The organism is Pseudomonas sp. SWRI51, assembly GCF_014268825.1.
Classification (GTDB): Bacteria; Pseudomonadota; Gammaproteobacteria; order Pseudomonadales; family Pseudomonadaceae; genus Aquipseudomonas; species Aquipseudomonas farsensis.
In genome coordinates this window covers 1-26584 of the sequence record NZ_JABWRG010000072.1, presented here as the reverse complement: position 1 = coordinate 26584, position 26584 = coordinate 1, and the positions used below count along the sequence as shown (strand labels likewise).

20 protein-coding genes are annotated in these 26584 nt (G+C 63.8%); 10 read left to right on the top strand and 10 right to left on the bottom strand.

Features of this window, described 5'->3' with window-relative positions; translation table 11 throughout:
* Positions 1-155 precede the first annotated feature (155 nt).
* Positions 156-950, bottom strand: a complete 795-nt coding sequence (map, locus tag HU720_RS18130) for a type I methionyl aminopeptidase (protein WP_186521368.1) — start codon at positions 948-950, stop codon at positions 156-158.
* Positions 947-1150, bottom strand: a complete 204-nt coding sequence (locus HU720_RS18125) for a ParD-like family protein (RefSeq protein ID WP_186521367.1) — start codon at positions 1148-1150, stop codon at positions 947-949. The genes map and HU720_RS18125 overlap by 4 nt, the downstream gene beginning before the upstream one ends.
* Positions 1151-1548: 398 nt before the next feature.
* Between HU720_RS18125 and HU720_RS18120 the strand changes: the two genes are divergently transcribed.
* The 3 genes from HU720_RS18120 to nirD all read left to right on the top strand — a co-directional run bounded on the left by HU720_RS18120 (position 1549) and on the right by nirD (position 8600).
* Positions 1549-5322 carry a bifunctional nitrate reductase/sulfite reductase flavoprotein subunit alpha gene (locus HU720_RS18120; RefSeq protein WP_186521366.1) on the top strand — a complete coding sequence of 1258 codons (3774 nt, stop codon included), beginning with the start codon at positions 1549-1551 and terminating at the stop codon, positions 5320-5322.
* A 363-nt stretch (positions 5323-5685) separates the two neighbouring features.
* Positions 5686-8238 carry a nitrite reductase large subunit NirB gene (nirB, locus tag HU720_RS18115; RefSeq protein ID WP_186521364.1) on the top strand — a complete coding sequence of 851 codons (2553 nt, stop codon included), beginning with the start codon at positions 5686-5688 and terminating at the stop codon, positions 8236-8238.
* On the top strand, positions 8238-8600 hold the full coding sequence (nirD, locus tag HU720_RS18110; RefSeq protein ID WP_186521362.1) for a nitrite reductase small subunit NirD: 363 nt from the start codon (positions 8238-8240) through the stop codon (positions 8598-8600). Before nirB ends, nirD begins: the two co-directional genes overlap by 1 nt.
* Before the next feature lie 169 nt (positions 8601-8769).
* Here the strand turns inward: nirD and HU720_RS18105 are convergent, their stop codons facing one another.
* From HU720_RS18105 to HU720_RS18075, 7 genes are all read right to left on the bottom strand, one after another.
* Positions 8770-9339: a hypothetical protein gene (locus HU720_RS18105; RefSeq protein WP_186521361.1), complete on the bottom strand. Its 570-nt coding sequence runs from the start codon at positions 9337-9339 to the stop codon at positions 8770-8772.
* Positions 9336-13895 (bottom strand): RHS repeat-associated core domain-containing protein, encoded by a 4560-nt coding sequence (locus HU720_RS18100; RefSeq protein ID WP_186521360.1) that lies wholly within the window; start codon positions 13893-13895, stop codon positions 9336-9338. The genes HU720_RS18105 and HU720_RS18100 overlap by 4 nt, the downstream gene beginning before the upstream one ends.
* Before the next feature lie 21 nt (positions 13896-13916).
* Positions 13917-14342, bottom strand: coding sequence for a DcrB-related protein (locus HU720_RS18095; RefSeq protein WP_186521359.1), 426 nt, complete (start codon positions 14340-14342; stop codon positions 13917-13919).
* Between the two features lie 118 nt (positions 14343-14460).
* Positions 14461-15411: a 2-hydroxyacid dehydrogenase gene (locus HU720_RS18090; protein WP_186521358.1), complete on the bottom strand. Its 951-nt coding sequence runs from the start codon at positions 15409-15411 to the stop codon at positions 14461-14463.
* A 72-nt stretch (positions 15412-15483) separates the two neighbouring features.
* A complete protein-coding gene (locus HU720_RS18085; protein WP_186521357.1) occupies positions 15484-16248 on the bottom strand; it encodes an SDR family oxidoreductase in 765 nt (254 codons plus the stop codon).
* A 14-nt stretch (positions 16249-16262) separates the two neighbouring features.
* The gene (locus tag HU720_RS18080; RefSeq protein ID WP_186521356.1) at positions 16263-16955 is read right to left on the bottom strand and encodes a fumarylacetoacetate hydrolase family protein; all 693 of its coding nucleotides are present in this window, start codon (positions 16953-16955) and stop codon (positions 16263-16265) included.
* Between the two features lie 104 nt (positions 16956-17059).
* Entirely contained in the window at positions 17060-18403 is a 1344-nt protein-coding gene (locus tag HU720_RS18075) for an MFS transporter (RefSeq protein WP_186521354.1), read from the bottom strand.
* Positions 18404-18742: 339 nt separating this feature from the next.
* Between HU720_RS18075 and HU720_RS18070 the strand changes: the two genes are divergently transcribed.
* The 6 genes from HU720_RS18070 (at position 18743) to HU720_RS18045 (ending at position 23089) form a co-directional block, all read left to right on the top strand.
* On the top strand, positions 18743-19705 hold the full coding sequence (locus HU720_RS18070; protein WP_186521352.1) for an AraC family transcriptional regulator: 963 nt from the start codon (positions 18743-18745) through the stop codon (positions 19703-19705).
* Between the two features lie 10 nt (positions 19706-19715).
* Complete coding sequence (gene pcaQ, locus HU720_RS18065; RefSeq protein WP_186521350.1) at positions 19716-20648, top strand: pca operon transcription factor PcaQ; 933 nt, start codon at positions 19716-19718, stop codon at positions 20646-20648.
* A gap of 188 nt (positions 20649-20836) precedes the next feature.
* The gene (locus tag HU720_RS18060; RefSeq protein WP_186521348.1) at positions 20837-21565 is read left to right on the top strand and encodes an FKBP-type peptidyl-prolyl cis-trans isomerase; all 729 of its coding nucleotides are present in this window, start codon (positions 20837-20839) and stop codon (positions 21563-21565) included.
* 286 nt (positions 21566-21851) lie between these two features.
* Positions 21852-22292 carry a DUF1232 domain-containing protein gene (locus tag HU720_RS18055; protein WP_186521346.1) on the top strand — a complete coding sequence of 147 codons (441 nt, stop codon included), beginning with the start codon at positions 21852-21854 and terminating at the stop codon, positions 22290-22292.
* A 90-nt stretch (positions 22293-22382) separates the two neighbouring features.
* Positions 22383-22724, top strand: a complete 342-nt coding sequence (locus HU720_RS18050; RefSeq protein WP_186521344.1) for a helix-turn-helix transcriptional regulator — start codon at positions 22383-22385, stop codon at positions 22722-22724.
* A complete protein-coding gene (locus HU720_RS18045; protein WP_186521342.1) occupies positions 22721-23089 on the top strand; it encodes a hypothetical protein in 369 nt (122 codons plus the stop codon). Before HU720_RS18050 ends, HU720_RS18045 begins: the two co-directional genes overlap by 4 nt.
* Before the next feature lie 166 nt (positions 23090-23255).
* On the opposite strand, the gene HU720_RS18040 is transcribed toward HU720_RS18045, so the two are convergent.
* Positions 23256-25364 carry a carboxy terminal-processing peptidase gene (locus HU720_RS18040; RefSeq protein WP_186521340.1) on the bottom strand — a complete coding sequence of 703 codons (2109 nt, stop codon included), beginning with the start codon at positions 25362-25364 and terminating at the stop codon, positions 23256-23258.
* A 107-nt stretch (positions 25365-25471) separates the two neighbouring features.
* On the opposite strand from HU720_RS18040, the gene HU720_RS18035 reads away from it, so the two are divergent.
* A complete protein-coding gene (locus tag HU720_RS18035; protein WP_186521338.1) occupies positions 25472-26434 on the top strand; it encodes an NAD(P)H-quinone oxidoreductase in 963 nt (320 codons plus the stop codon).
* The last annotated feature ends 150 nt before the right edge of the window (positions 26435-26584 follow it).

Sequence of the window (26584 nt, the reverse complement as noted above, 5' to 3'; positions counted from 1 at the left end):
GTGCAGGCAGTGGCGGCGCGTGGTGTACGAATGCGGGTTGAAGGCCATCGCGGGGCAAGCCCGCTCCCACGGTGCCCTGTTCTCTGCGCGACAGCGCAGCCCGGAAGGGCTGGGTGATCTCCTACAGAAAACCGCGCTCAGCTGCGACTGCGGGATCACTCGGCAGGTTCAGCCCACCTTGCCCGTTCTTCGGCGCGCAAGGTCAACACTTCGCACCCGCTCTCGGTCACCGCCACCGTATGCTCCCACTGCGCCGACAGGCAATGGTCGCGGGTGATCACCGTCCAGCCGTCGCGCAGGGTGCGGGTGCCGCGCCCGCCCTGGTTGATCATCGGCTCGATGGTAAACACCATCCCCGGCTGCAAGGTCAGGCCCAACCCACGCTGGCCGTAGTGCAGCACTTCGGGCGCTTCGTGCATCTGCTGGCCGATGCCATGCCCGCAGTACTCACGCACCACGCTGTAGCCTGCGGCCTCGGCATGGGCCTGGATGGCGTGGCCGATATCGCCCAGAGTCGCGCCGGGGCGCACCTGGGCGATGCCCTTGAACAGCGCCTCATAGGTGGTGTCGACCAGCCGCCGAGCGTCTTCGCTGATAGCGCCGATGCAGTACATCTTCGATGAGTCTGCAATGTAGCCGCCTTGCTCCAGGGTGATGTCGACGTTGACGATCGAGCCTTCGGCGAGCACCTCGTCAACCTTTGGCATGCCGTGGCAGACCACGTGGTCGACCGAGGTATTCAGCGCATAGGGAAAGCCGTACTGGCCCTTGCTCGCCGGGCGTGCCTTGAGCTGCTCGACGATGAACGCTTCGGCGCGGTCATTGATCTGCAGGGTGGTCACGCCTGGGCCGATGAACCCGTCCAGGTGCTCGAACACCTGCGCCAGCAACTGCCCGGCACGGCGCATCAGGGCCAGTTGCGCGGCGTCCTTGAGAATGACCTGGCTCATTGCAGCAGTTCCTTGAGGTTGGCTTGCTCCTGGCGCAGCAACTGGCGCAGCAGGTCCTGGTAGGTGGCTTGCGGGTGCAGCTCGGCGAGCATGCCGAGGCGAATCCAGTGCTCGGCCTGGGCGTTGATCGAGCGCGACAGGGCAGCGCTGGCCACGCGCAGGTCTTCGTGGAGGGTGTCGCAGATCTTGACGATGCCCATGGCGGGTTGTACCTGTATATGAAACGTATACGGATCATATCCTCTTGTGCATGTGCTGTGCCACACCCCGGTGCGGGCGTGTGCAGTTTTGGGGCCGCTGCGCGCCCCATCGCAGGCTGTTGCCAGCTCGCACAGGGGCTGGGCAATGCCTCAATATTGCGACTGTGCGCGGTCTCTGTGGGAGCTGGCGACAGCCTGCGATGAGGCCAGCACAGGCTTGCGCAGAACCATGGAATCTCCCACCTCTGGGCTGGCCCGGCTTTTGCTGTGACTCCTGCATCCAGGCCATCAACGTCGATGGCCGCTTTTTCATCACGACGAAGGCGCCGTGTTGCTTCGCTTGCTTGTGCAGGCGCGGCAGCCGGCGCCTTTGGCGTTTCATCAGCAGGAGATCGCCGATGAGCAGCAGCGAGGTGCGCAGCGTTTGCCCGTATTGCGGCGTAGGGTGCGGCATTGTCATGAGCGTGCGCGAAGGCAGGGTGGTCAAGGTTAGCGGCGACAAGCAGCACCCCAGCAACTTCGGGCGGCTGTGCACCAAGGGCCTCACTGCCCATGTGCCGCTCGAGGTCGGACGCATGGCCCACGCCTATGTGCGCCGCCAGCGCCAGCCGCCGCCGGTGCGTACCGGCATGGATGCCGCCATCGAAGACGCGGCAGCGCGGCTGCGGGCGATCATCGACCAGCATGGCGCCGACGCCGTGGCGCTGTATGTGTCCGGGCAGATGTCGCTGGAGGCGCAGTACCTGGCCAACAAACTGGCCAAGGGCTACATCCGCACCCGGCACATCGAGTCCAACTCGCGCCTGTGCATGGCCAGCGCCGGCAGCGGCTATAAGCAGTCGCTGGGCGCCGACGGCCCGCCCGGCAGCTACCAGGACTTCGAGCGTGCCGAGGTGTTTCTGGTGATCGGCGCGAATATGGCCGACTGTCACCCGATCCTCTTTCTGCGCCTGCTCGACCGGCTCAAGGCCGGCGCCCGGCTGATCGTTGTCGACCCTCGGCGTAGTGCGACTGCCGACAAGGCCGACCTGTTCCTGCAACTGCGCCCAGGCACCGACATGGCGCTGCTCAATGGCCTGCTGCACCTGTTGCACGTCAACGGCCATACCGACCCGGCGTTCATCACCCAGCACACCGAAGACTGGGCGCAGATGCCGGCGTTTCTGGCCGACTACACCCCCGAGCGCGTGGCGGCCATCACCGGCCTTGAGCCTGCCGCCATCCATCAGGCCGCGCGGCTGATCGGCGAGGCCGGTGACTGGATGAGCTGCTGGACCATGGGCCTGAACCAGAGCATCCACGGCACTTGGCACAGCAACGCATTGTGCAACCTGCACCTGGCCACCGGCGCCATCTGCCGCCCCGGCAGCGGGCCGTTTTCGCTGACCGGCCAGCCCAACGCCATGGGCGGGCGCGAGATGGGTTACATGGGCCCCGGGCTGCCGGGGCAGCGCTCGGCGCAGGTGGCCGCCGACCGCGCCTTCGTCGAGCAGCAGTGGCAATTGGCGCCGGGCACGTTGCGCAGCGAAGGCGGTGAAGGCACGGTGGCGCTGTTCGAGCAGATGAAAAGCGGTGAGGTCAAAGCCTGCTGGATTATCTGCAGCAACCCGGTGGCCAGCGTCGCCAACCGCCAGCAGGTGATCGACGGCCTGGCCCAGGCGCAATTGGTGATCAGCCAGGATGCGTTTCTGGACACTGAAAGCAACCGCTACGCCGACATTCTGCTGCCCGCTGCACTGTGGGCAGAAGGGGAGGGCGTGATGATCAACAGCGAGCGTAACCTGACGCTGATGCCGCGCGCCGTCGAGCCGCCGGGGCAGAGCCTGGAAGACTGGCGCATCATCGCCCGCATCGCCTGCGCCATGGGCTACGGGCATGCGTTCGACTACCCCGATGCCGAGTCGGTATTCGAGGAAATCCGCCGTTTCTGCAACCCCGCCACCGGCTACGACCTGCGCGGCATCGGCTACCGCCAACTGCGCGAGCGCCCGCAGCAGTGGCCCAGCGCACCGGGGCGGGCCGATCACCGCAGCCCGCAGCGCTACCGCAACGATGGCATCAGCCAGCCGCTGTTGCGCGGCGCCAACGGCCAGGTGCCTGCGTTGGCGTTCCCCACCGCCAGCGGCAAGGCGCGCTTTTTCGCCAGGCCCTGGCTGCCACCTGCCGAACTGCCCGACCCGGACTTCCCGTTCGTGCTCAACACCGGGCGTGTGCAGCACCAGTGGCACACCCTGACCAAGACCGGCAAGGTGGCGAGCCTGAACAAGCTCGACCCTGGGCCTTTTGTCGAGATCCACCCCGACGACGCCCAGCGCCTGGGCATCGCCAACAAGGACCAGGTGTCGATCCGCTCGCGGCGTGGCCAGGCGCTGCTGCCGGCCAGGCTGAGCGACCGGGTACTGCCCGGCAGCTGCTTTGCGCCGTTCCACTGGAACGACCTGTATGGCGAGCAACTGGCAATCAACGCCGTTACCTGCGATGCGGTGGACCCCACCTCGTTGCAGCCGGCGTTCAAGCACTGCGCGGTGGCGCTGGAACGTGTGGCGGGGGAGCGTATCGAGGCGGTCGAGCTGGACCTTGCAGCGCCAATCGAGCCTGCACTTGCGCAAGCGCCGCGCCACCGCGTGCTCTGGGCTTCTCAGACCGGCAACGGCGAAGCGTTGGCCCAAAGCTGCGCCGAGCGCTTGCGCAGCGCCGGGCTTGCCGTTGAGCTGAGCTGCATGGAAGCGGTGAGCCCCCAGCAGTTGGTGGGCGCCGCCAGCGTGCTGCTGATCGCCAGTACCTTCGGTGATGGCGACGCCCCAGACAGCGGCGCGGCGTTCTGGCACGCCCTGCAAGGCGAGCAGGGCCAGCACTGCGCCGCGCTGCCCTATGCGGTGCTGGCCCTTGGCGATTCGAGCTACGGCCAGTTTTGCGGCTTTGGGCGCAAGCTCGACCAGCGCTTGGCCGAACTCGGCGCCCACCGCTTGCTGGACCGGGTCGATTGCGAACCGGACTTCGACGAAGCCTTCGACAACTGGCTGGCCAGGCTGCTGGTACAGCTGGGCAGCGCTAAACCACTTGCCGAGGCCGCGCCGCTGGCTGACGGCCACAGCCGCCGACAGCCATGGCGGGCTCCGCTGCTGGAAAATCGGCTGCTCAGCGGCCCCGGCTCCAGCAAGGAAACCCGGCAGATCGTGTTCGACCTCAGCGGCAGCGGCCTCACCTACCAGCCCGGCGATGCCTTGGGCGTATGGCCGCGCAACTGCCCGGCGCTGGTCGATGAGGTGCTGGCGCTGATGCAGCTCGATGGCGCCACCCAGGTGCAGCTCAAGGGCCAGCCGCCGATGACGCTTGCCTACGCATTGGCGCGCCATCTGGATATCACTCGGGTGACGCCCGCGCAGTTGGACGTGTTCAGCCAAACCAGCGCAGACCTGGCGGGCCTTGAGCCTGGCGAACTCAAGGCTTGGCTATGGGGCCGGCAACTGGCCGATGTGCTGCGCGCCTTCCCCCAGCGGCTGGCGCTGGACACCTGGCTGGACCTGCTGAAACCGTTGCAGCCGCGCCTGTATTCGATCAGCTCAAGCCCTGCTGCGCATCCAGGCCAGGTGCACCTGACTACCTCGACAGTGCGCTATGGCGAGCGCAAAGGGGTGTGCTCGACGTTCCTGGCCGACCGTGCCGGTGCGCTTGATGTGGCGATTTTTCCGCAGCCCTCCAAGCATTTTCATCTTCCTGACGACGACGCCACGCCGATCATCATGATCGGCCCCGGCACAGGCATCGCGCCGTTTCGCGGTTTTCTCGAAGAGCGTGAAGTGCGCGGGGCCAGCGGGCGCAACTGGCTGTTTTTCGGCGAGCAGCAAGCCGCCTGCGACTTCTACTACCGCGACCAGGTGCAGGCCTGGGAGGCCAGTGGGCACTTGCGGCTGAGCACTGCGTTTTCCCGTGATCAGGCCGAGAAGATCTATGTGCAGCACCGCCTGCTAGAGCATGGCGCCGAGCTGTGGCAGTGGTTGCAGGCGGGGGCGGTGGTGTATGTGTGCGGCGACGCCCAGCGCATGGCCAGGGACGTCGATAGCGCGCTGCGCCAGGTGGTGGCCGCGCATGGCGGCATGGATGACGCTGCGGCGGGCGCTTATGTCGAGGCGCTGGGGCGCGACAAGCGTTATCGCCGGGATGTGTATTGAGTGCACCAGAGTGGTGAGCGTTGCACTGGGTTGGTTCGTTTTCGGCTTGGTTCAACGGCTGCGTGGGAGTTGCTTTGATGGTGTAGGAGCGGCCTTGTGTCGCGAAAGGGGGGCGAAGCGCCCCCAGGATACGCGCACCACGCTCATAGGGCTGGGGCTGCTTCGCACCCCTTTCGCGACACAAGGCCGCTCCTACAGAGACCGCGCTTGCAAGGTTTGGCACAGTCCCTGCTTTGACCTTTGCACAACAGCCCCGCTGATCAACGGCGATCATCCACGGGCACACACTGATGAGTACAGGCAAAGGCGCCTGGAGCTTTAGCTCCAGGCGCCTTTTTTGTTTTCCGTGATCGAGGATCGGCTATGAAGGCAACAGCGAACGGCGCACCCAGAGAACGACTGGTCATTGTCGGCAACGGCATGGTTGGCCACCACTGTGTCGAACAACTGGTCGCACGCGGTGCGCTTGAGCGCTTCGAGCTGCATGTGTTCGGCGAAGAGCGTCAGCGCGCCTACGACCGTGTGCACCTCTCCGAATACTTTGCCGGCAGTTGCGCCGAAACCCTGGCCCTGTGCGACCAGGCGTTCTATGGCGACAACGGCGTGCACCTGCACCTGGGCGAGGCGGTGCGGGAAATCGACCGCGAGCGCCGCGAAGTGGTCACCGCCCAGGGCCGCTACGGCTATGCGCAGTTGGTACTGGCCACCGGTTCCTACCCGTTCGTGCCACCGATTGAAGGTTCGGCGGGTGATGCACGCCTGGTCTACCGCACCCTCGATGACTTGGACGCCATCCGCGCTGCCGCAAGCTCGGCGCGCCGTGGCGTGGTGGTCGGCGGTGGGCTGCTGGGGCTGGAGGCGGCCAATGCGCTTAAATCCCTCGGCCTGCAAGCCCACGTGGTGGAGTTCGCCCCACGGCTGATGCCGGTGCAGCTCGACAACGATGGCGGCGCCGCCCTGAAAGCGCAGATCGAAGCGCTGGGCGTGGGCGTGCACTTGTCCCGCGCTACCCAGTCGATCAGCGCCGGCGAGCACTACCGCTACCGCATGAACTTCGACGGCGGCGAACACCTGGAAACCGACCTTGTGGTGTTCTCGGCCGGCATCCGCCCCCAGGACGCCCTGGCCCGTGCCTGCGGCCTGGAAGTCGCCCCCCGTGGCGGGGTGGTGATCGACAACCACTGCACCAGCAGCGACCCGCAGATCTTCGCCATCGGCGAGTGCGCCTCGTGGAACGGCAGCGTTTTCGGCCTGGTTGCGCCGGGCTATGCCATGGCCCGTAACCTTGCGGCGCTGCTGATGGGCGAGGCTGCCACGGCGTTCACTGGTGCCGACATGTCGACCAAACTCAAGCTGCTGGGCGTCGACGTCGGTTCCATCGGCGATGCCCATGGTGCCACGCCCGGTGCGCGCAGCTACCGCTTCATCGATGAAGCCAACGCCTCGTACCGGCGCCTGGTGGTCGATGCCAGCGGCAAGCACGTGATTGGTGCGGTGCTGGTGGGCGACAACAGCTATTACGACACCCTGCTGCAGTACGCCCAGAACGGCATCAAGCTGCCGGCCGACCCTGCGGCGTTGATTCTGCCGCAAGGCGCAGGGGCGCCAGCGCTTGGCGCCGATGCGTTGCCCGACAGCGCGACCATTTGCTCGTGCCACAACGTCAGCAAGGGCGCGGTGTGCGCCGCCATCGACGGCGGCTGTGCAGACCTGGGTTCGGTCAAGGCTTGCACCAAGGCTGCCAGTGGTTGCGGTGGTTGCTCGGCGCTGCTCAAGCAGGTGGTCGAGCACGAGCTCAGCGCCCGCGGGGTGGCCGTGGACAAGAGCCTGTGCGAGCACTTCGCCTACACCCGCCAGGAGCTTTACGCGCTGGTGCGGGTAGAGGGCATTCGCACCTTCGCCGACCTGCTGCAACGCCACGGCAAGGGCCATGTTGGGTGTGACCTGTGCAAGCCGGCAGTGGGCAACATTCTGGCCTCGTGCTGGAACCAGCCGATCATGGACCCGGCGCTGGTGCCGCTGCAGGACACCAACGACACCTTCATGGCCAACATGCAGAAAAACGGCACCTACTCAGTGGTGCCGCGCATTCCTGGTGGCGAAATCACCCCGGAAAAACTTATCGTCATCGGCCAGGTGGCAAAAAAATACGACCTCTACACCAAGATCACCGGCGGCCAGCGCATCGACCTGTTCGGCGCCCAGTTGCACGAGCTGCCGCTGATCTGGGGCGAGCTGATCGAGGCTGGCTTCGAAACCGGCCACGCCTACGGCAAGTCCACCCGCACGGTAAAGTCCTGCGTCGGCAGCACCTGGTGCCGCTATGGCGTGCAGGACAGCGTGGCCATGGCGCTGCGCCTGGAAGACCGCTACAAGGGCCTGCGCTCGCCGCACAAGCTCAAGTTCGCGGTATCGGGCTGCACCCGCGAATGCGCCGAAGCGCAAAGCAAAGACATCGGCGTGATTGCAACCGACAAGGGCTGGAACCTCTACGTGTGCGGCAACGGCGGTATGCGCCCGCGCCACGCCGAGCTGTTCGCCACCGACCTTGACGACGAAACCCTGGTGCGCCTGATCGACCGTGTGCTGATGTTCTACATCCGTACCGCTGACAAGCTGCAGCGCACCTCGGTATGGCGCGAGAACCTCGAAGGCGGCCTGGACTACCTCAAGCAGGTGGTGCTGGACGACAGCCTCGGCATTGCTGCCGAGCTTGAAGCGCAGATGCAGCACGTAGTCGAGCAGTATGAATGCGAATGGGCCAACGCCCTGAGCGACCCGGAAAAACTCAAGCGTTTCCGCACCTTCGTCAACGACGAACGCCCCGACCCCGACGTGCATTTTGTCCGCGAACGCGGCCAACGCCGCCCGGCCGGCGCGCTGCACCTGATCCCGACCCATGAGGAGGCTGTGTGATGAACCTGTCCAATGCTGCTGTAAAGACGCAAAGCAACTGGCTAGCCGTGTGCACTGCGGCTGATCTGGTCGCCGATTCCGGGGTGGTGGTCTGGCACGAAGGCCAGCAGGTGGCGCTGTTCTACCTGCCGGGGCAGGGCGGTGAGCTGTTTGCCGTCGGCAACCGCGACCCGCGCTCAGGGGCCAACATCATCGGGCGTGGCTTGGTTGGCTCGGTACAAGGTGAGCTGGTGGTGGCCGCGCCGCTGTACAAACAGCATTTCTGCCTGGACAGCGGGCGTTGCCTTGAGGACCCGCAACAGGCGCTGCCGGTGTGGGCAGCGCGGATCAGCGGCGGCCAGGTGGAGCTTGCCCGGCGCTAGGGTCTGTCTGAAATGTGTCTGCGCGAAGGCCAGACAAGGCGAGACGGGGCAAGGCACGGCCGGGGTCGTGCTCGACTGTATTGGAGTACATGAGCATTCCGAGCGCCGTTTCAACGCCGTACGGGCGAGTGCAGATACACTTCAGACAGAGCCTGGCACTGCACGTCGATCAGCCCATGTGGGGCATTGCGCTTTCCAGCGAGAAGTCGAAATCTTCACGGGGCAGGGTTGCGGGCAATTGCTGCACCGGCTTGAAGTGCAGGCCGTAGCCGAATGGATGCAGCGGCGCCCCTAGCCCGCTGTAGCCACTGATGTCGACCAGGTAATTGCCTGGGGCAACTTCAAGGTAATCATTGTTCTTCAGCCGGTCCTCATAGTTGGCGAGGTAGTTTGTGAAGAACTGCGGGTCCCAAGCCATGAGTGCCCCGAGGTCGGCGACAATCAGTACCCCTGAGGTGATATGCAGCGGTGCACCGTGGTAGGTGAGGTGCCTGGTGGCACCTGTGGCCAAGGCACCAGCATCGTCTACGAATACCGCATAGTCATCATCTGGAATTTGGTAGATGGGGAAGATCACTCCCTCGACGATGGCTTGGTTGCCTACCGCCTGATCATTGATGAACAGATCAAATACATCGTTGGAGCGGTAGTCGATGCGGCGCAGGAAGGCCTGCAAGGTGTGTGGGTCGAACAGCACGATCCCGGGAGCGTACAGCGTGATGTTGGCGATGTTCTTCATAGATCGCATCCTGGTGTTTTGCTGGAACCGATGATTTTTCGGAAGGCTTCGCCAATGGTCACGTCCTTGGCCAGAATTTGCCCAGTCCGGGGAATCTTCAGGAAGCCCTTTTCAGTGAACGGTTTATACGCTTTGTCGATCTTGCTCAGCAGGTCTGCCGTAGTCCCTTTGAACTTGCTCGAGAACGGTACCCCCTCCTTGGCGATTGCCTTGTGGAAATTCTCGTGCACTTTATCTGAGCCGTCGACCTCGTTCGGGTACCAGGAGGGTGAGTCCCATTTGCTCGAGAGTTCGGAGAAACCATGGTCATCGGCGTGCCCGCGAGGAAACGGGTGATGCCCCATGCCATCGTGCTTGAGTGGCTTCCAGAATGGCATCCAGCCGAATGGATCGATCCAGAGCAATGCGTTGGGCGCATAACGATAGAGGTTGGTACCGCCCGCTAAACCTATCGGGTCGGGCTGAGTGAAGCGGCCGATGTCCGGGTCGAAGTAGCGGAACGTGTTGTAGTGCAGGCCCGTCTCGCGGTCCAGGTACTGCCCTTGGTAGCGTAGGTTTTGCGGCTGGGTCTCATCCGTGCTGTGTCGCTCATCCAGCGGGGCGCCCCAAGCGCTGTACTGGCACTGCCAGACAATTTCGCCATCCTCTGTGCTGAGCTGCTCAGGCAGGCCGGCCACATTGGTGTGGAAGTACCGCAGGCGTTCTTCGCCGGCACAACCATCGATGCGCGCCAACGGTTCATGGCCGTAAGCATCGGTGTACACGTACACACTCGCCCGACTATCAGTAATCTCCTGCAACAGGCGGAGCCCCTGCCATTGAAACTGCGTGTGGCTGAGCGCTTGGGCGACCCCTTCGCGATAAAGGGTCTTGCTGGTGCGGCGACCGAGCGGGTCGTAGGTGAACTCGATCCTCTCGCTGATCGGGCCACGCTGTTGATGCACCCGCGTCAGGCGGTCTTCTGCGTCGTACTCGAAACGCTGCGTCAACATGCTGGCGCTGCGCTTCTCGACCAGGCGCCCAAAACCGTCATAGCGATAGTGCTTGCCGTCGTGACTGAGCAACTGGTCATGCCTTACGGTGCGATTGACCTGATAACCGTCAAGCAGATTGCCAGCTTTGTCATAGGCATGAATTTCCACTCGCGGGCTTGGGTTGTCAGCGGTGGTGGATGTGACTGCATGCAGGCGCTCGGTGGGCCCATGGTCGTAGCGCCGCGTGGTTTGCGAGGGCAAGGTGAAGCCGGCCATGCCAGGCAACTGCGAAAGCCTGTCAGATGAGGTTGGCGGGCAGGGCTGGAATGGCGTCAGTGTCTCCGCGGCCAGGTTCCCGCCCGCGTCGTACTGGTAGTCTTTTTGCAACAACGCCAGCGAAGCGCTGGAGGCATCGGCGTTGTATATGGCCTTTTGCACGATGCGATTGGCGAAATCATGGCGGGTGCGAGTAGCCAATTGTCCCTGGCTGCGCAGAACTTCGGCGTGCAAGTCGTTGCGCTCGAAGTCGCTGATGACTCGCCCGTCGAGGTTGATCTGGTGCAGATGGCCAGAACCGTAATACAGGTAGTTGATCCGCCGCAGGTCGTCGAGGATCACCGTCTGCAAGTTGCCGAGTTCATCGCGCTCCAGTTGCAGTGTACCCAGTTGGGCAGTTTCGCTGATTATCCGATCCAGCGGGTCGTAGCTGAAAGCTACCTGCTGCACTTCGCCTTTCAGGCTGGTGAATTGCACTGAAAGCAGATTATCGGCGTGATCATAGATGTATTCGGTCAGCCCGTCGGCGGTACGTTTGCTTGCCAGGCGGCCTGCTGCATCCCTGCAATAATGCTGTATCTGCGCCGCCTGTTCCCCGTTTATCTGGCGAGGGTGGCGTAGCTGCGTCAGCTCACCGTTGGCCGCGTAGCGATAACTGGTTCCGCTGCCATCGAGATTTTGTTGCGCGACCAGCCGATCAAGGGCGTCCCATTCAAAATGGTAGTGCTCATTGTTTTCGTTGCTCAACTGGCGCATGCGCCCGTAGGCATCGTAGGTGTATCGAACGGTCAAACCCATTGCATCGGTGCGGCTGACCAGGCGCCCGCAACTGTCGTACTGCCATTGAGTAGCCTGGCCAGCCGGGTCGATATGCCTGGATAGCTTGCCTGAGCTGTCGAACACGTAGCGCTCGACTCGACCATCTGGGTGCTGGATGGAGATCGGGTTCGCGCACCCGTCGTGATCGAAGTGGGTCACTGCCCCCTGCGCATCTGTTGTTTGCTTCAGATTTCCGCGTGCGTCATAGCGGTAGGTGGTCTGCATCCCGGAGCAATCGCGATAGGCCAGCAGTTGACCATGGTCGTTCCATTGCAGGTGCCGTATTTTGCCCAGCGGGTCGGTGATACGGATGACGCGGCCATGTGCGTCGTGCTGATAGCGTGTCTGCCTGCCCAACGGGTCTGTTTCGCAGGTCAGGTTGCCTTTGCGGTCGTACTGGTATCTGCGAGTTCGGCCAGCGCCATCGGTCACGCTGGTTGGCAAGGACCAGTGCTCGGTGTAGAGGTAGGTGTGAGTGCGCCCCAGCGGGTCTTCACTGGCCACCATCCGGCCGATCGAGTCATAGCTATAACGCCAGGTGTTACCCAGCGGGTCCTGTGTCTCGACAAGCTGACCGTTCTCGATGGTTTCTCGCCAACAGTCTCCGTTGGGGTCGGTGTAGGCGTAAAGCTCGTACTGGGCGCCCCAAAGGAAGTGCTCTATCCGTCCCAAACTGTCGGTGACTTGTGTATGGCCGGTAGCAATATCGTACTCGAAATGGTATTCCTCGCCTGTGCCTCCCCAGTGACGCACCACTCTCCATTCATGATCTGGTTGGGTCTCGAGCAAGGTCGGCATCGAGGTGTTGCTGAGGCTTTCTCCGTGGGCGGGCCTGGAAAGTACCGGGTAGCGCTGCCACTGGTAATGGAAGACTCCGCCAGCCGGCAGTGTCTGACTGGCCATGTAGCCTTCAGCGGTGTAACTGAAACGCCTGACACATCGCCCCTCTCGGTCAGTGACTTCGCTGAGCTGCCCGCTTGCGGTGTAGCCGTAAGTGACCAGAGGCTCGTGGCTGAGCACATCGAACTCGTTGCCTGGGCGCAGATAAACCCGCCTGACCTGCGCAACTCGGCGAGGATGGACAGCGTCGTAGCACAGCTCGACAACCGTTCGGCCGAAGGTATCAACCAGATATTGGAGGCGGCCCGAAACATCATGCAAAAGGTCAAGACGATTGAGGTTGCGGTCGCCGAGTTGTACCAGTCGGGAACGCCGCTTGTTGAGCGGGTCAACGCTGAACACCTGATAGCGACCGCTATAGATGTCTTCAACCACAGTAATGCCAGAGTCCTGCTGAAAAAATGCCAGGCCGTCCATCGAGCTGACGAACGCGCTGCCCACCTGCAGCCGGCCTAGCTCCAGCCGGGTACCTTCCTCATCGACGTAGATCCACAGATCTCCGCCCTGAGGGTGTTCCACCCGTTGGACTTCAGCCTCATAGGGCAGGCTCCAGCCTTTGCCCAGCAGCCCCTCAGTGCGCATATCATTGCTGTCGTAGCGCCGAGTCCATTCGATTGGCAGCAGCCCCGGCAGGGTGAAATCGTGATCCTCAGGGCCGTCGAGCAGCTTGCTGCCCGTAGACACCACCACCGGCCTCCCTTTGCAGCGCGGGATTTTCGAACCAGGCTTGGGGGCTTTGCCGGGGCGTGCACGCACACGTCCGCGGCGAGCGATGAGCATACCAGCGACCAAGCCGATGGCCTTCGCCAGCGCGCTTTTGCCATCGCGGATATCCCGCACTGTCAGCGTACCGCCGCCAATACGCACGTTCGGTGAGAAGGTCATGCCGATAGGGCCGTCGCAGGTAGTCTTGTCGCCTACCCTGGCGGCTGGTTGGCCATTGATGAAGACTTTGTCCGATCCTTGCGCCACGAACTGCTCTGGCATTGGAGGGTGCTTGCTGCACTGTGCTTTGTCGTGGTTTGCAGGCTGTGTTCCCGGGTCTGCGGGCTGGCTGATCGGGGGGTTGAAAATGCCGTTTATTTCCTGGGCCAGACCGATGATGGGCAGCATCATGGATGCCCCGAGCATGGCGTAGGCGCCGACGTTCTCCAGTATTGAGGGCTCCTCTTCGGGAGCCTCGGCGGTAACCGGGCCGGTACTGATACCTGCCGCCCGCGCTGCCGGTATCCCGTTGATATGGGTGTTGTCCGAACCTGTCTGGATCGCCCCATAAGGCTCAGGCGGGAACATCGAATTGCCGACCCAGTCGCTGAAGCCGCTGATCTGCTCGCCAATGCTCTTGTCTTCGCCGCCGGGCAACATGGCCGCAGCACCCACCAGGGCGCCGGCGATCAGTGGCGTCAGCGCGGTGGCCGCACCGCCTGTGCCGACCACCGCTACCACCGCGCCGCCAATGGCTGCAGCTACCGCCGCCGTAGCGGCGGCGTAGACCACGGCCTCGGTGAGGGTGCTGACCAGTTCGGCCATCAAAGGTGGGTGCAGGATGAGGTCGCCCAGGCGGGCGGCGTGCAGGCTATCGTCCATGTGCCGTCTCTTTCGGGCGTGTCAGTTCAGTTGCAAACCGGCCTTGATGGCCTGCCAATGGGCCAGGTCGGCGGGCTCCAGCGGGGTTTCCTTGCTGTAGCTGATCGCCACGAAACGGGCCTGCCCGGCAGGGGCGTAGGCCAGCTGGCGCTGGTAGGAGACCACTTCGCCGCGCTTGAACTGCAGGCTGATTTCCAACCCATGAATGTTCTGTGCAGCCCCGGCGCTGACTGGCTGCGGCTCGCTGATCACTGCGCCCAGGCGCTCGCGCAACTGCTCAAGCTGTTGCTGGTACAGGCTTTCGAGGGTTTGCCCGGCAGGCAACGGGCTGCGGGCGATTACAAGGCTGGTGCCACGCTCGCGGAAGGCGAGCATGTTCATGCTGGTGTCTTCGGGCGTTTCATTGCCCAGCTCCAGGGTCAGGTCCTGGGTCAGGTAGGCGGCCATAGCGCTGCTCCATGCGTCGAGGCCGAACACGCTAATGCTTCGCCGCGCAGCCTGCAAGCACCGGGCGACAGGCAAGTGACAGCGGTCACCGAATCGCCCGGTGCTGGGGGCTTCGAGCCTACTGCACCAGCCCTTGCGGCTGGCGCCCGGCGAACACATCGACCAGGCTGGCAACCACCATTTCGCCCATGCGCGTGCGGGTTTGCACGGTGGCGCTGGCGCGGTGCGGTTGCAGCACCACGTCCTCACGGGCGAACAACGCTTCGGGTACGCGCGGCTCGTCGACGAATACATCCAGCGCGGCCCCGGCGATTTCGCCGGCTTCGAGCGCTGCCAGCAGGGCCGGCTCGTCGACCAGTTTGCCGCGGGCGATGTTGATCAGGTAACCCTCGCGGCCCAGCGCCTTGAGGACGTCGCGGGTGATCAGCGCCTCACCCTTGTCGGCGGCAGCGGCGAGGATCAGCGCATCGCTGTTGTGGGCCAGTTGCGCAAGATCGGCCTCGAAGCTGTAGGGCACGTCCTGGGCGTGCAGGTCGGTGTAGCTGATCGGGCAGCCGAACGCGGCAGCGCGCTGGGCCACGGCGCGGCCCACCCGGCCCATGCCGACGATGCCCACGCGCATGCCCGATACCTGGCGCGCCAGTGGCAGCGGTGCCAGCGGGGTAGGGCTGGTGGCCCAGAGGCCGGCGCGTACGAAACGGTCGCCGGTACTGATGCCGCGGGCCACGCCAATCAATAGGCCGATGGCAAGGTCGGCGACGTCTTCGGTCAGCGCGCCGATGGTGGCGGTGACCGGGATGCCGCGGTCGCGGGCGTAGGCCAGGTCGACGGCATCGGTGCCGACACCGTTGACCGCGATCACTTCAAGGTTGGGCAGACGCGCCATCACCGCCTGGGTGATGCCGGTGTGGCCGCCGGTGATGACCCCGCGGATGCGGGCGCCGTTGGCCTCCAGCCAGGCGTCCTTGTCGCTTTGCTCGAACAGGCGATGGACCGTGAACAGGGTTTCCAGGCGCTCGCGGATCTGCGGGATCAGGATTGCGCTCAGTTGCAGGACTTCAGGTTTCATGGGGCACTCCAGGAACAATGATCAGGGTGTAGGCGATCGCCGAGCCCTTAGGGCTGCGCTCCCCGAAAGTTTTCAGCCACGGCCAACGAAGGGCATGTTGCTGGCCATCACGGTCATGTTCAGCACGTTCGCCTCAAGCGGCAGCGCGGCGATGTAGCGCACCGCATCGGCCACGTGGCGCACATCGACCATGGGTTCGGGGGCGATATCGCCGTTGGCCTGGCGCACGCCCCGGGTCATGCGCTCGGACAGTTCGGTCAGGGCGTTGCCGATGTCCACCTGGCTGCAGACAATCTGATAAGGCCGGCCATCCAGCGCCAGGGCCTTGGTCAGGCCCAGCACCGCGTGCTTGCTGGCGGTGTAGGGGGCGGTGAACGGGCGCGGGGTGTGTGCCGAGATCGAGCCGTTGTTGATGATGCGACCACCTTGCGGCTGCTGGCGGCGCATCAGGCCGAAGGCTGCGCGGGCGCAGAGGAACACACCATCGATGTTGGTCGCGACCACATTGCGCCAGTTTTCCAGTGGCAGCTCGTCGATGGGCACCGCTGGGGCGTTGATGCCAGCGTTGTTGAAGATCAGGTCAAGGCGCCCGTGCACCTCTTCGATGGCGGCAAACAGGGCTGCGACGCTGTGCTCGTCGCGCACATCGGTCGGCACGGCCATGGCCTCGTGGCCTGCGGCGCGGGCCTGTTCGACCATCGCTTGCAACGGCTCGGCGCGGCGCCCGGCGAGCACCAGGCTGAAGCCGTCTTCGAGCAGCGCCAGCGCGACGGCGCGGCCGATGCCGCTGCCGGCGCCGGTGACCAGGGCGATTTTCTTGGTGGGTGCGTGTGGCATGTGCGGCTCCGGTGTCAGGCGGCTTGGGAGGCGGGGCGCGGGCCCACCTGCAGGGTCAGTTCGGCGATACCGTCGATGCCGGCGTGGATCACATCGCCCGGCTCCAGCGTGGCGACGCCGGGCGGGCTGCCGGTCATGATCAGGTCGCCAGGGCGCAGCGGCAGCAGGCGCGACAGGCGCGCGATGACTTCATCCAGCGGCCAGGTCTGTTGCGACAGGTGAGCGCGCTGGCGCTCCTGGCCGTTGACCTTGAGCCACAGCTCGGCATCCAGCGGCCAACTGGCCTGCACGATGGCGGTCATCGGCGCAGCGGCTTCGAACACCTTGGCGCCTTCCCACGGCAGGCCCTGCTGCTTGGCCAGGCGCTGGTGGTCGCGGCGGGTCAGGTCCAGGCCTGCGGCGTAGCCGTACACGTGCTCCAGGGCATGGGCTGGGTCGATGTTGGCGCCGCCTTTGCCAATCGCCACCACCAGTTCGATCTCGTGGCAGAACTCGTCGGTGGCCGGTGCGAAGGGCAGCTCGCCCTTGGCCTCGACCACGTTGCAGGCAGGCTTCATGAAGAACACCGGCTCGCTCGGCGCTGGGTCGCTCGCCTGTGGCCACGGGTAGTTGCGGCCCAGGCAGAACACCCGGCCTACCGGGAAGCGTGCGTCAGTGCCCTGGATGGGCAGGCTGACCACGGCAGGTGGGCTGAAGAGGTACGTCATGGGGTGAATCCTCTGGTTGCGAGTGGCCAGCGTAATCAGCGCTGGCCGCTGGAAGTTGGACGAAAGCGGGGTGGTGTTGGACAAATCCGGGGTCTTTCGCTGGCTCAGGCGGCGGTCTTGAGCTCGATCCGGTACAGCTTGCCCAGCAGCAACGAGTAGGAAAGCGTGCCCATCAGCGCCACACCGCCGATGAACCAGAACGCCATGGCGAACGAGCCACTGGCATGCACGATGGCGCCGATCACGATGGGCGTGACGATGCCGCCGATATTGGCTGCCAGGCTGGTCACGCCACCGGTCAGGCCGATCAGTTCCTTGGGCGCCACTTCCGAAACCGCTGCCCACGACGACGAGGCGATGCCTTGGGCGAAGAAGGCCAGGGTGAGCACGGCAATGCACAGCACGTTGGAGTCGGTGAAGTTCACCAGCACGATCGACATGCCCAGCATCGACCCCACCACCAGCGGCAATTTGCGTGCGAACGACAGCGAGTAGCCCTTGCGGATCAGCAGGTCCGAAACAATGCCGGCGAGCAGGATGCCCACCGTGGCACCAATGAACGGCATGACCGCGAACACGCCGACCTTGATCAGGGTGAGTTGGCGTTCCTCGATCAGGTAGGTGGGGAACCAGGTCAGGAAGAAGTACAGCGCCGAGGTGCTGGCGAACTTGCCCAGGCAGATCGCCCAGATTTGCCGGTAGCGGAACAGCTCGGCGACCTGGCGCCAGTCGAAGCGGGTGCGTTGCTGGCTGCTCTTGACCAGCCCGCCGCCGTCTTCGATGTACGCCAGTTCTTCCTTGCTGACCTTCTTGCAGCTCAGCGGGTCGCGGTACAGGAACAGCCACACCACACCGAACACGATGCCGACGATGCCGGTGCTGTAGAACACGTGGCGCCAGTCGTAGGTGGTCGCCAGCCACAGCAGGGCGCCGGTGAACAGCGCCGTGCCCAGGTACTGCCCGCACACATAGATACTGCTGGCCATGCCGCGTTCGCGGGCGGGGAACCACACGGTGACCGCACGGCTGTTGGCCGGAAACGCCGGCGCTTCCATGGCACCGACGGCCAGGCGCAGGCCGAACAGCGAAGCAAAGCCGGTGGCCAGACCTTGGGCGACGGTAACCGCCGACCAACTGATCAGCGACACGCCGTAGGTCAGGCGTGAACCAAAGCGGTCGGCGATGAAACCGGCCGGCACCAATGCCAGGGCGTAGGTCCAGGCGAAGGCCGAGAAGATCAGGCCCATCTCCACTTTATCCAGGCCCAGGTCCTTGGCCATGAAGGGTGCGGCGATGGAAATATTGACCCGGTCGACGTAGTTGATGATGGTCGCCACCAGCAACAGGGCGAGCATGAACCACCGGCGCCGGGTGGGCAGACGGTGGGCGGGCGCGGCGTCCAGCGCGAACGGCGCCGACGCGGTACGGGAGTTTGGCGTGCTCGACATTGAGTCGACCTCGTTTGTTGTTTTTGGAGAGGTTGGGCTGCAGTCCGTGGCTAGAGTGGTCGTACAACTGGTTTGGATCAACGGGGTTTTTAGACCGTTTTTGCTGCTGTTTGAGGGGGAGTTCGGGTTTGTCCAAGAAATCGGCCGAACGGGGTTTCACGCTTGGCTTTGGCTTTTAGCCCCGGTTTTCAAGGCTTTGGTGGGAAATGGCGCACGGTGGTTTTTGAAATGCAACGTCTCTCGTGGAGTTTCGACGTCGTACAACTTCTTGCGATGATTCCGATGACAGGGGCAGAATTGCAGGGCAAGCCCGGCACAAGAACAAAGGAGCCCTCCACCATGCCGCCCAAGCTTCCGGTGCCCACCTACGTCATGCAGCAGCGCAGCGAGCTGATGGATTTTCACATCCGTGATGCGCGTGGCCGACCTGCTGAAACCGCGCCTCATCGGCACGAGTATTTCCAGATCCAGATCAACCTCGGTGGCGACACCCAGCAGCACATTGGCGCCGCGCAGCGCCCGTTCACCCGGCGCACCCTGGCGTTCATCCTGCCGCACCGTGTGCATGTGATCCCGCACCCGCCGGCCAGTGATTTCGTGGTGATCAACTTCTCCCAGACCTTCCTGCTGCCGCACTTGGACTGCGACCCGATGGACCTTGAGGACGTATCGATCCAACTGGCCCCGGAGCTGTCGCCGTTCCGTTTTCAGGAGCACCTGGACTACCACCTCGACGAGCAGCAGTTCGCCAAGGTGATGGGGATTGTGGAGCAGATGCGCGAACTGGACGCCAACCGCGGCTTCGGCAGCCGCGAGATGCTCAAGGGCCTGCTGTTGCAACTGATCGGCACGGTTTGCAGCCACTACGCCGAACCCCTGCGCCAATTGGCCGAGAGCAACGCCGCCGAACAGAGCCGGCGTGCCGCCCTTGGGCGGATGAGCGACTACCTGCGCAGGCACATCGACGACCCCGACCTGAACCTGCCCAAGGTGGCTGCGGCCACTTACCTTGCGCCCAGCTACCTGACCCACTGGCTGCGCAAGGAGGTGGGTAAGACCTTCAGCGAACTGGTGCTTGAGCGGCGTATGCATGCGGCGCGCAATTACCTGCTCAATGGCAGTCGCCCGGTGGGGGAGGTGGCGCGTTTGTGCGGGTTTGCTGACGAGGCGTATTTCAGCCGGCGTTTCCGGCAGATTCACGGCCTGCCACCGGGCCAGTTTCGGCGCCAGCAGCGCGACCCGGACACGCCGCAGGCGATCACCCTGCAAACCCCTGCTTGCAGGGCTGACGCGCACGGATAAACTGCCGGGCATGAACCTCGATACCCGCATCAAGTTCCGCCACCTGTTGTGCTTCCTGGAAATCGCCCGTCAGGGCAGCCTGGCCAGGGCTGCCGACGTGCTCGCGATCAGCCAGCCGGCCATCTCCAAAACCCTCAAAGAGCTCGAAGCGCTGCTGGAAACGCGGCTGTTCGAGCGCACCCGGCAAGGTGTCCAACTGACCCCGGCCGGCAGCCTGTTCATGCGTTATGCCGGCCCCAGCGTGCAGGCCCTGCGCGATGGCGTGGGCAGCGTACGCGGCGAGGCGCGGGCGCCATCGCAGGTGCGCATTGGCGTGCTGTCGACGGTGGAAGGGCTGCTGATGCCCGAGGTGCTGTGCCGCTTGCATCAGCGCCATGAGGCACTGGTGATCAGCGTGGTCACCGGGGTCAGTGCGCAGTTGCTTGGCCAGTTGCACCTGGGCGAGTTGGAACTGGTGGTCGGGCGCATGACCGACAGCCCGCAGATTCAGGGGTTGTCGTTCGAGCACCTGTACAGTGAGTCGATGGCGCTGGTGGTGCGCCCGGGGCACCCGCTGCTGGCGCGTCAGCCTGTCGAGCGGGCGCTGGTGGGGCGGTATCCACTGGTGCTGCCGCCGTCCGGCACGACCATCCGCCAGCATGCCGACAGCCTGTTCGTGCAGGCCGGCATGCAGATGCCTGCGCAGCGGCTGGAAACGCTTTCGCTGGCCTTGAGCCGGCGCTATCTGCTGGGCAGTGATGCCGTGTGGGTGGCGCCGCGGGATGCGGTGCTGATCGACCTTGGCTGTGGCGAGCTGGCGGAGCTGGACATCGGTGTGCGCGAGCCGGGCGGCTCGGTGGGCATCAGCCGCAACGCAGGGTTGGCGCAGAGCCTGCCGGCGCAGTGGGTGTGCGAGGTGCTGCGCGAAGTGGCGGAGCTTTACCGGGCGGGGGATTATCCATAAGCCAACGGGCCGCCCTCCAGGCACCCCGCTTGGCAACCCGCAATCCTGCGCCTCTCATGAACAAGCTTTCACGTAGGAACTATCTGCCGTCAACTGGCTCTTATGCCGGTAGCCATTGGTCCCGACCGCCTGCTAAGCTCGCGGCTTTACCCTGATTTGCCCTTATGGCGCATGAACAAGGAATCAGCATGAAACAACATCGTCTGGCGGCCGCGGTTGCCCTGGTAAGTCTGGTGCTGGCGGGCTGTGACGCCCAGACCAGCAGCGTCGAGCTGAAGACCCCGGCCCAGAAAGCCTCCTACGGCATCGGTCTGAACATGGGCAAGAGCCTGGCTCAGGAAGGCATGGACGACCTGGATTCGAAAGCTGTCGCCCAGGGCATCGAAGACGCCGTCGGCAAGAAAGAGCAGCGCCTGAAGGACGACGAACTGGTCGAAGCCTTCACCGCCCTGCAGAAGCGCGCCGAAGAACGCCTGGCCAAAGCCAGCGAAGAAGCCTCTGCTTCCGGCAAGAAATTCCTTGAAGAGAACGGCAAGAAGGCAGGCGTGGTCACCACCGCCTCCGGCCTGCAGTACGAAGTGGTCAAGAAAGCCGACGGCCCACAGCCTAAGCCGACTGACGTGGTTACCGTCCACTACGAAGGCAAGCTGATCGATGGCAAGGTGTTCGACAGCTCCGTCGAGCGCGGCAGCCCGATCGACCTGCCGGTCAGCGGCGTCATTCCAGGCTGGGTTGAAGGCCTGCAACTGATGCACGTTGGCGAGAAGTACAAGCTGTACATCCCGGCTGAGCTGGCCTACGGCGCGCAAAGCCCAAGCCCGTTGATCCCAGCCAACTCGGTGCTGGTGTTCGACCTCGAACTGCTGGGCATCAAAGACCCGGCCCAGCAGGACGCAGAACAGGCACCTGCGCAATAAGGTAGCCGTCTGCTGCATAAAACGCCCCGTTTCGACGGGGCGTTTTCATTTGTGCACGGCTTGACGCGAACCGCAGCCGTCATTCACTGTCGCAAGCAATGTGCATGTAGCACCGTCAACGCCTTCCCTGTCGCAAAACGTTTGCGGCTCTGAAACGACTGTGTAAAAAATGCCCGATCCGTGCCCGGCCCTTGCCGGGCGGGCGCGATATGGGCCAAAACACGGTCCTGTTCACAAGGTTATCCACAATAATTGTGGATAACCTACCGGCTCCTCTGGAGGTTGCATGAGCGCTCCCTGGAATTTCACCCGCTTTCTCCCCCTTGCCGAGCGCCTGCTCAGCCGTGGCCGCTTGCCTGCCTTGCTGTTCGCGGTGGCGCGCAAAGGCCCCAAGCTTGGGCAGTTGCGCGAGGACCTGCGGCTGATGCAGGCGCTCTGCCTGGCCTGGTGGCGGGGTGAGTACCGCGCCATCAGCCCCAAGGCACTGGTGACCATCGTTGCCGGCCTGCTGTATTTCGTAAGCCCGCTGGACGCGATCCCCGACTGGCTGCTGGGCGTTGGTTTTCTCGATGACATTGCCGTGTTGGGCTGGGTGCTCAAGACCGTTGCCGATGAGCTGGCCCGCTTCAAGGATTGGCGCAGCAGCCAGGCGCCGGAGAAGCTTCGCGTGGTCGAGCGCCTGCCCGACAGCCCCGAAGCGCTACGTCTGGAGCGCCTTGGGCATTGATTCCCGGCGAACCCCCGAGGTTGGTAATATAATTGGCATAAGCGTTATGCCTAGGGATTACATGCCGTAGTCCGAAGTTAAGGGGGTTGTATGGGTATTCAGGTCATAACCCGGGACGGTCAGCCCGAGTACGCAGTGGTTCCCTGGGAGCAGTATCAGGCCCTTCTGGCAGCAGCAGGGCAGGCGCCGGCCAGTGCGCCTGGCGCCGCCGAGCAAGCTCAAAGCCCGGCAAGCCCAAGCCTGCATGCGTTGAGTGAGCTCCAGGCATTGCGCACAGCCAAAGGCGTAGCGCCGGAGTTGCTGGCGCGCAATGTGGGCATCAGCCCTGCGTACCTGGCCATGATCGAATCAGGCGAGCGCCGCCCGGATGCGGCGATCTTGCGCGCCCTGGCCTGGCATTTGGGGGTGGGTGGCTGGAGCGATCCGTCATGAGTCAGGTCAGGATCAGCCGCCAGCAATGGGAAAGCCTGCTGACCGAGCTTGACCTGGCCCGCCGTCAACGCCACCTGCTCACCTACCGCGCGCTGCTTGAGCGCCTGCAATTGCCTAGCCCGGCGATGCAGACGCTAACCGCTGCGTTGGAATACTTGGCTGTGCTTGATGCCCGCGCCGAGCAGCCGCTGCGCAGCTCGCTGGTGATCAGCCAAGGTGCCAGCCGCCTTCCGCGTACCGGCTTTTTCGAATGCGTGGAGCGGCTGGGGCGGTTTTCCGGGCCGGTAGATGGCATGGAGGCGGCGTCATGGCATGCTTCTGAGGTGGTGCGGGTGTTCGAATACCGTTACCCGGAAGAGGCCTGACCGGCTTCATCGCGGGGCAAGCCCGCTCCCACGCTGCCCAGTTCTCTGCTGCTTTACTGAATGAAAAAGGGCCGGACATTGGCATGTCCGGCCCTTCTGTTTCACGACAGCGCGATGACTGTTTGATAACAGGTCACACTACGCTGCCCTGACGTATGTGAACGGCTCAGTGCTTGGCCACCGACGTGCTCAAGCTCAAGTAATCGAGCAGGATACGCCCGGTTTCGGACAGGTACGCGTCGTCTTCCGGTTTGGTATCGTCAGGCTCGGCTGGCAGCGCGTCCTCGTCTTCTTTCTTCAGCTCCTTGAGCGGCTCTTCGCCCTTGGCCTTGCGCCGTACGTTCTCAAGCGCCAACTGCTTGGCTTCGATCTCGTCGTGGCGAGCGCGGCGAACCTGCTCGTTGAGGCTGACGGTCTTTTCGTTCATCAGCTTTTGCGTCAGTGCCAGGCGATCGCGGATATAGGCGAACTCCGGGTCTTTGTCGCTACGCGCATCATGCTGCGCCTTGAGTTGGGCCAGGAACGGCTTGAACGGGTCGACCGCAGGCTTGACCACCGGGCGGATGGTGTCCCAAGGCATGGCCTCGGGCAGGGCGCTCTCGCCGATTTCCTTGGTGTCGATGATCGACGGGTAGTCGATATCCGGCAGTACGCCCTGGTGCTGGGTGCTCTGCCCGGAAACCCGGTAGAACTTGGCCAGGGTCAGCTTGAGCTCGCCGTGGTTGAGCGGCTGGATGGTCTGCACGGTGCCTTTGCCGAAGGTCTGGCCGCCGATGATCAGGCCGCGGTGGTAGTCCTGCATGGCGCCGGCAAAAATCTCCGACGCCGACGCCGACAGGCGGTTTACCAACAGTGCCAACGGGCCTTTGTAGAACGCGCCGGGGTTTTCATCCTCGAGCACATCGACGCGGCCGTCGGCGTTGCGTACCAGCACCGTCGGGCCTTTCTCGATAAACAGGCTGGTCAGTTCGGTGGCTTCCTGCAGCGAGCCACCGCCGTTGTTGCGCAGGTCGATGACCACGCCGTCGACCTTTTCCTTCTGCAGCTCGGTCAGCAGCTTCTTCACGTCGCGCGTGGTGCTCTTGTAGTCCGGGTCACCGGCGCGATAGGCCTTGAAGTCCAGGTAGAAGGCCGGAATCTCGATGATGCCGAGCTTGTAGTCGCGGCCATCCTGCTTGAGCTTGAGCACCGACTTTTTCGCCGCCTGCTCTTCAAGCTTCACGGCCTCGCGGGTGATCGAGACGATCTTGCTGGTCTGGTCGCTCGGCGCATTGCTGGCCGGGATCACCTCAAGGCGCACCACCGAGCCTTTCGGGCCACGGATCAGCTTGACCACTTCATCCAGGCGCCAGCCGACCACATCGACCATCTCTTTGTTGCCCTGGGCAACGCCGATGATCTTGTCGGCCGGTGCCACCTGCTTGGTCTTGGCCGCAGGGCCTGCCGGCACCAGACGTACGATCTTGACCTGGTCATTGTCGCTTTGCAGCACAGCACCAATGCCTTCGAGCGACAGGCTCATGTTGATGTCGAAGTTTTCGGCGTTATCCGGCGACAGGTAATTGGTGTGCGGGTCGTAGGACTGGGCGAAGGTGTTGATGTACGCCTGGAAGATATCTTCGGCGCGGGTCTGGTTCAGGCGCGCCAGTTGGTTCTTGTAGCGCTTGGTCAGGGTTTCCTGGATCTGCTTGGGATCCTTGCCGGAAATTTTCTGACGCAGCACTTCATCCTTGACGCGTTTGCGCCACAGCTCGTCCAGCTCGGCCTGGTTCTTCAGCCACGGGGCGTCCTTGCGGTCGACCAGCAGGTCTTCCTTGACGGTGAAGTCGATCTTGTCCGCGCCTTTGGCAAGCTCTGCCAGGGCGAAGTCCAGACGCTGTTTCACACGGTCCAGGTAGCGCTTGTAGATGGTGAAGCCGGGGTCGAGGTTGCCGCTTTTGAGGAAGTCGTCGAACTGCGTCTTCCACTTGTCGAACTCGGCGATGTCGGCGGCGGTGAAGTAGCTGCGCGAGGGGTCGAGCAACTTGATATAGCTGTCGTAGATGATCACCGAGCGGGCGTCATCCAGGGGCGGCTTGCTGTAGTGGTGGCGCTTGAGCAGCTCGACCACGTTCAGGCTGGCGACGATTTCGTCACGGTCCGGTTGCAGACTGTCCCACTTGTTGGCGGCGGCCGCAGTGCCGCCGAGCGTGAGGCTGCCAAGCCCGATTACAAGGGCGAGGCTGGTAGTTAGATGCTTCATGCTGATTCGACGTGTGGGCAATTGATCACGCATAGTAGGCCGTCTTTTCCTTCGCCGGTTCCATGAAGCCGGCCAAATACTGCAAAAAGCCTGGGGCAAGCGTTCCCCAGGCTCAGTCATGACTCAACTATGGAGGCACTGTGAAGGCATTGCAAGGCGTTGAAGGACATGTGAGCTGGGTCGAAGCCGAACGTCCGGCTTGCGACGCAGGGCAGGTACGCATTCGAGTGGCGGCTGCCGGGTTGAACCGCGCCGACCTGCTGCAAAAGGCCGGGCTATACCCCCCACCCCCTGGTGCCAGCCCTTATATGGGGCTGGAGTGCGCCGGGGTGATCGAGGAAGTCGGCGCAGGCGTTGCCTGGCGCGTTGGCGACCGGGTGTGCGCGCTGCTGGCCAGCGGCGCCATGGCGCAAGAGGTGGTGGTCGATGCACGTCATGTGCTGCCGGTGCCTGAAGGCCTGAGCCTGCACGAAGCGGCGGCGCTGCCGGAGGTGTATGCCACGGCGTGGTTGAACATCTTCCAGCTCGGCGCACTGAAACCGGGCGAGAAGGTGCTGGTGCATGCCGGCGCCAGCGGTGTGGGCTCGGCGGCCATCCAGCTGTGCAAGGCGTTTGGTAGCCCGGTGTGGGTCAGCGTCGGTTCCAAGGAGCGCCTGGCTTACTGCGAGGCGCTTGGGGCCGCAGGCGGGGTGGTGCGCAACGAGAACCTCGACGACCTCAAAGGCCTGGGCCCGTTTGACGTGGTGCTGGACCCGGTGGGGGCCAGTTATGGTGCGCTCAACCTGGAGGTGCTGTCGCGTGACGGGCGCTGGGTGATCATTGGCCTGATGGGCGGGCGCAAGGTCGAGTTGGACCTTGGCGTGGTGCTTGGCAAGCGCCTGGAGATCACCGGTTCGACTTTGCGCAACCGGGACGATAGCTTCAAGGCCGAGTTGCTGCGCGAGCTGGCTGTGCAGGTATGGCCGCTGTTCAGCGAAGGGCGCCTGTCGCCGCAATTGGTCGACACCTACCCAGTGGAGTTCGCCCAGGCAGCGTATGCTGCGCTCGAAAGCAACCAGGTCTCGGGCAAGCTGGTGATGGTCATCGACCCAAGCCTCAAGTAGGCAGGCCTGGCCCCATCGCAGGCCGAGCTCAAGCGCAACATTGCTCGTTGTACCCAATCCTGAGGGAAACGATAGAGAGTTGTGGCGAGCGGGCTTGTCCCGCGTTGGGCTGCGCAGCAGCCCTGAAAACCCAAGGGGCTGCTGCGCAGC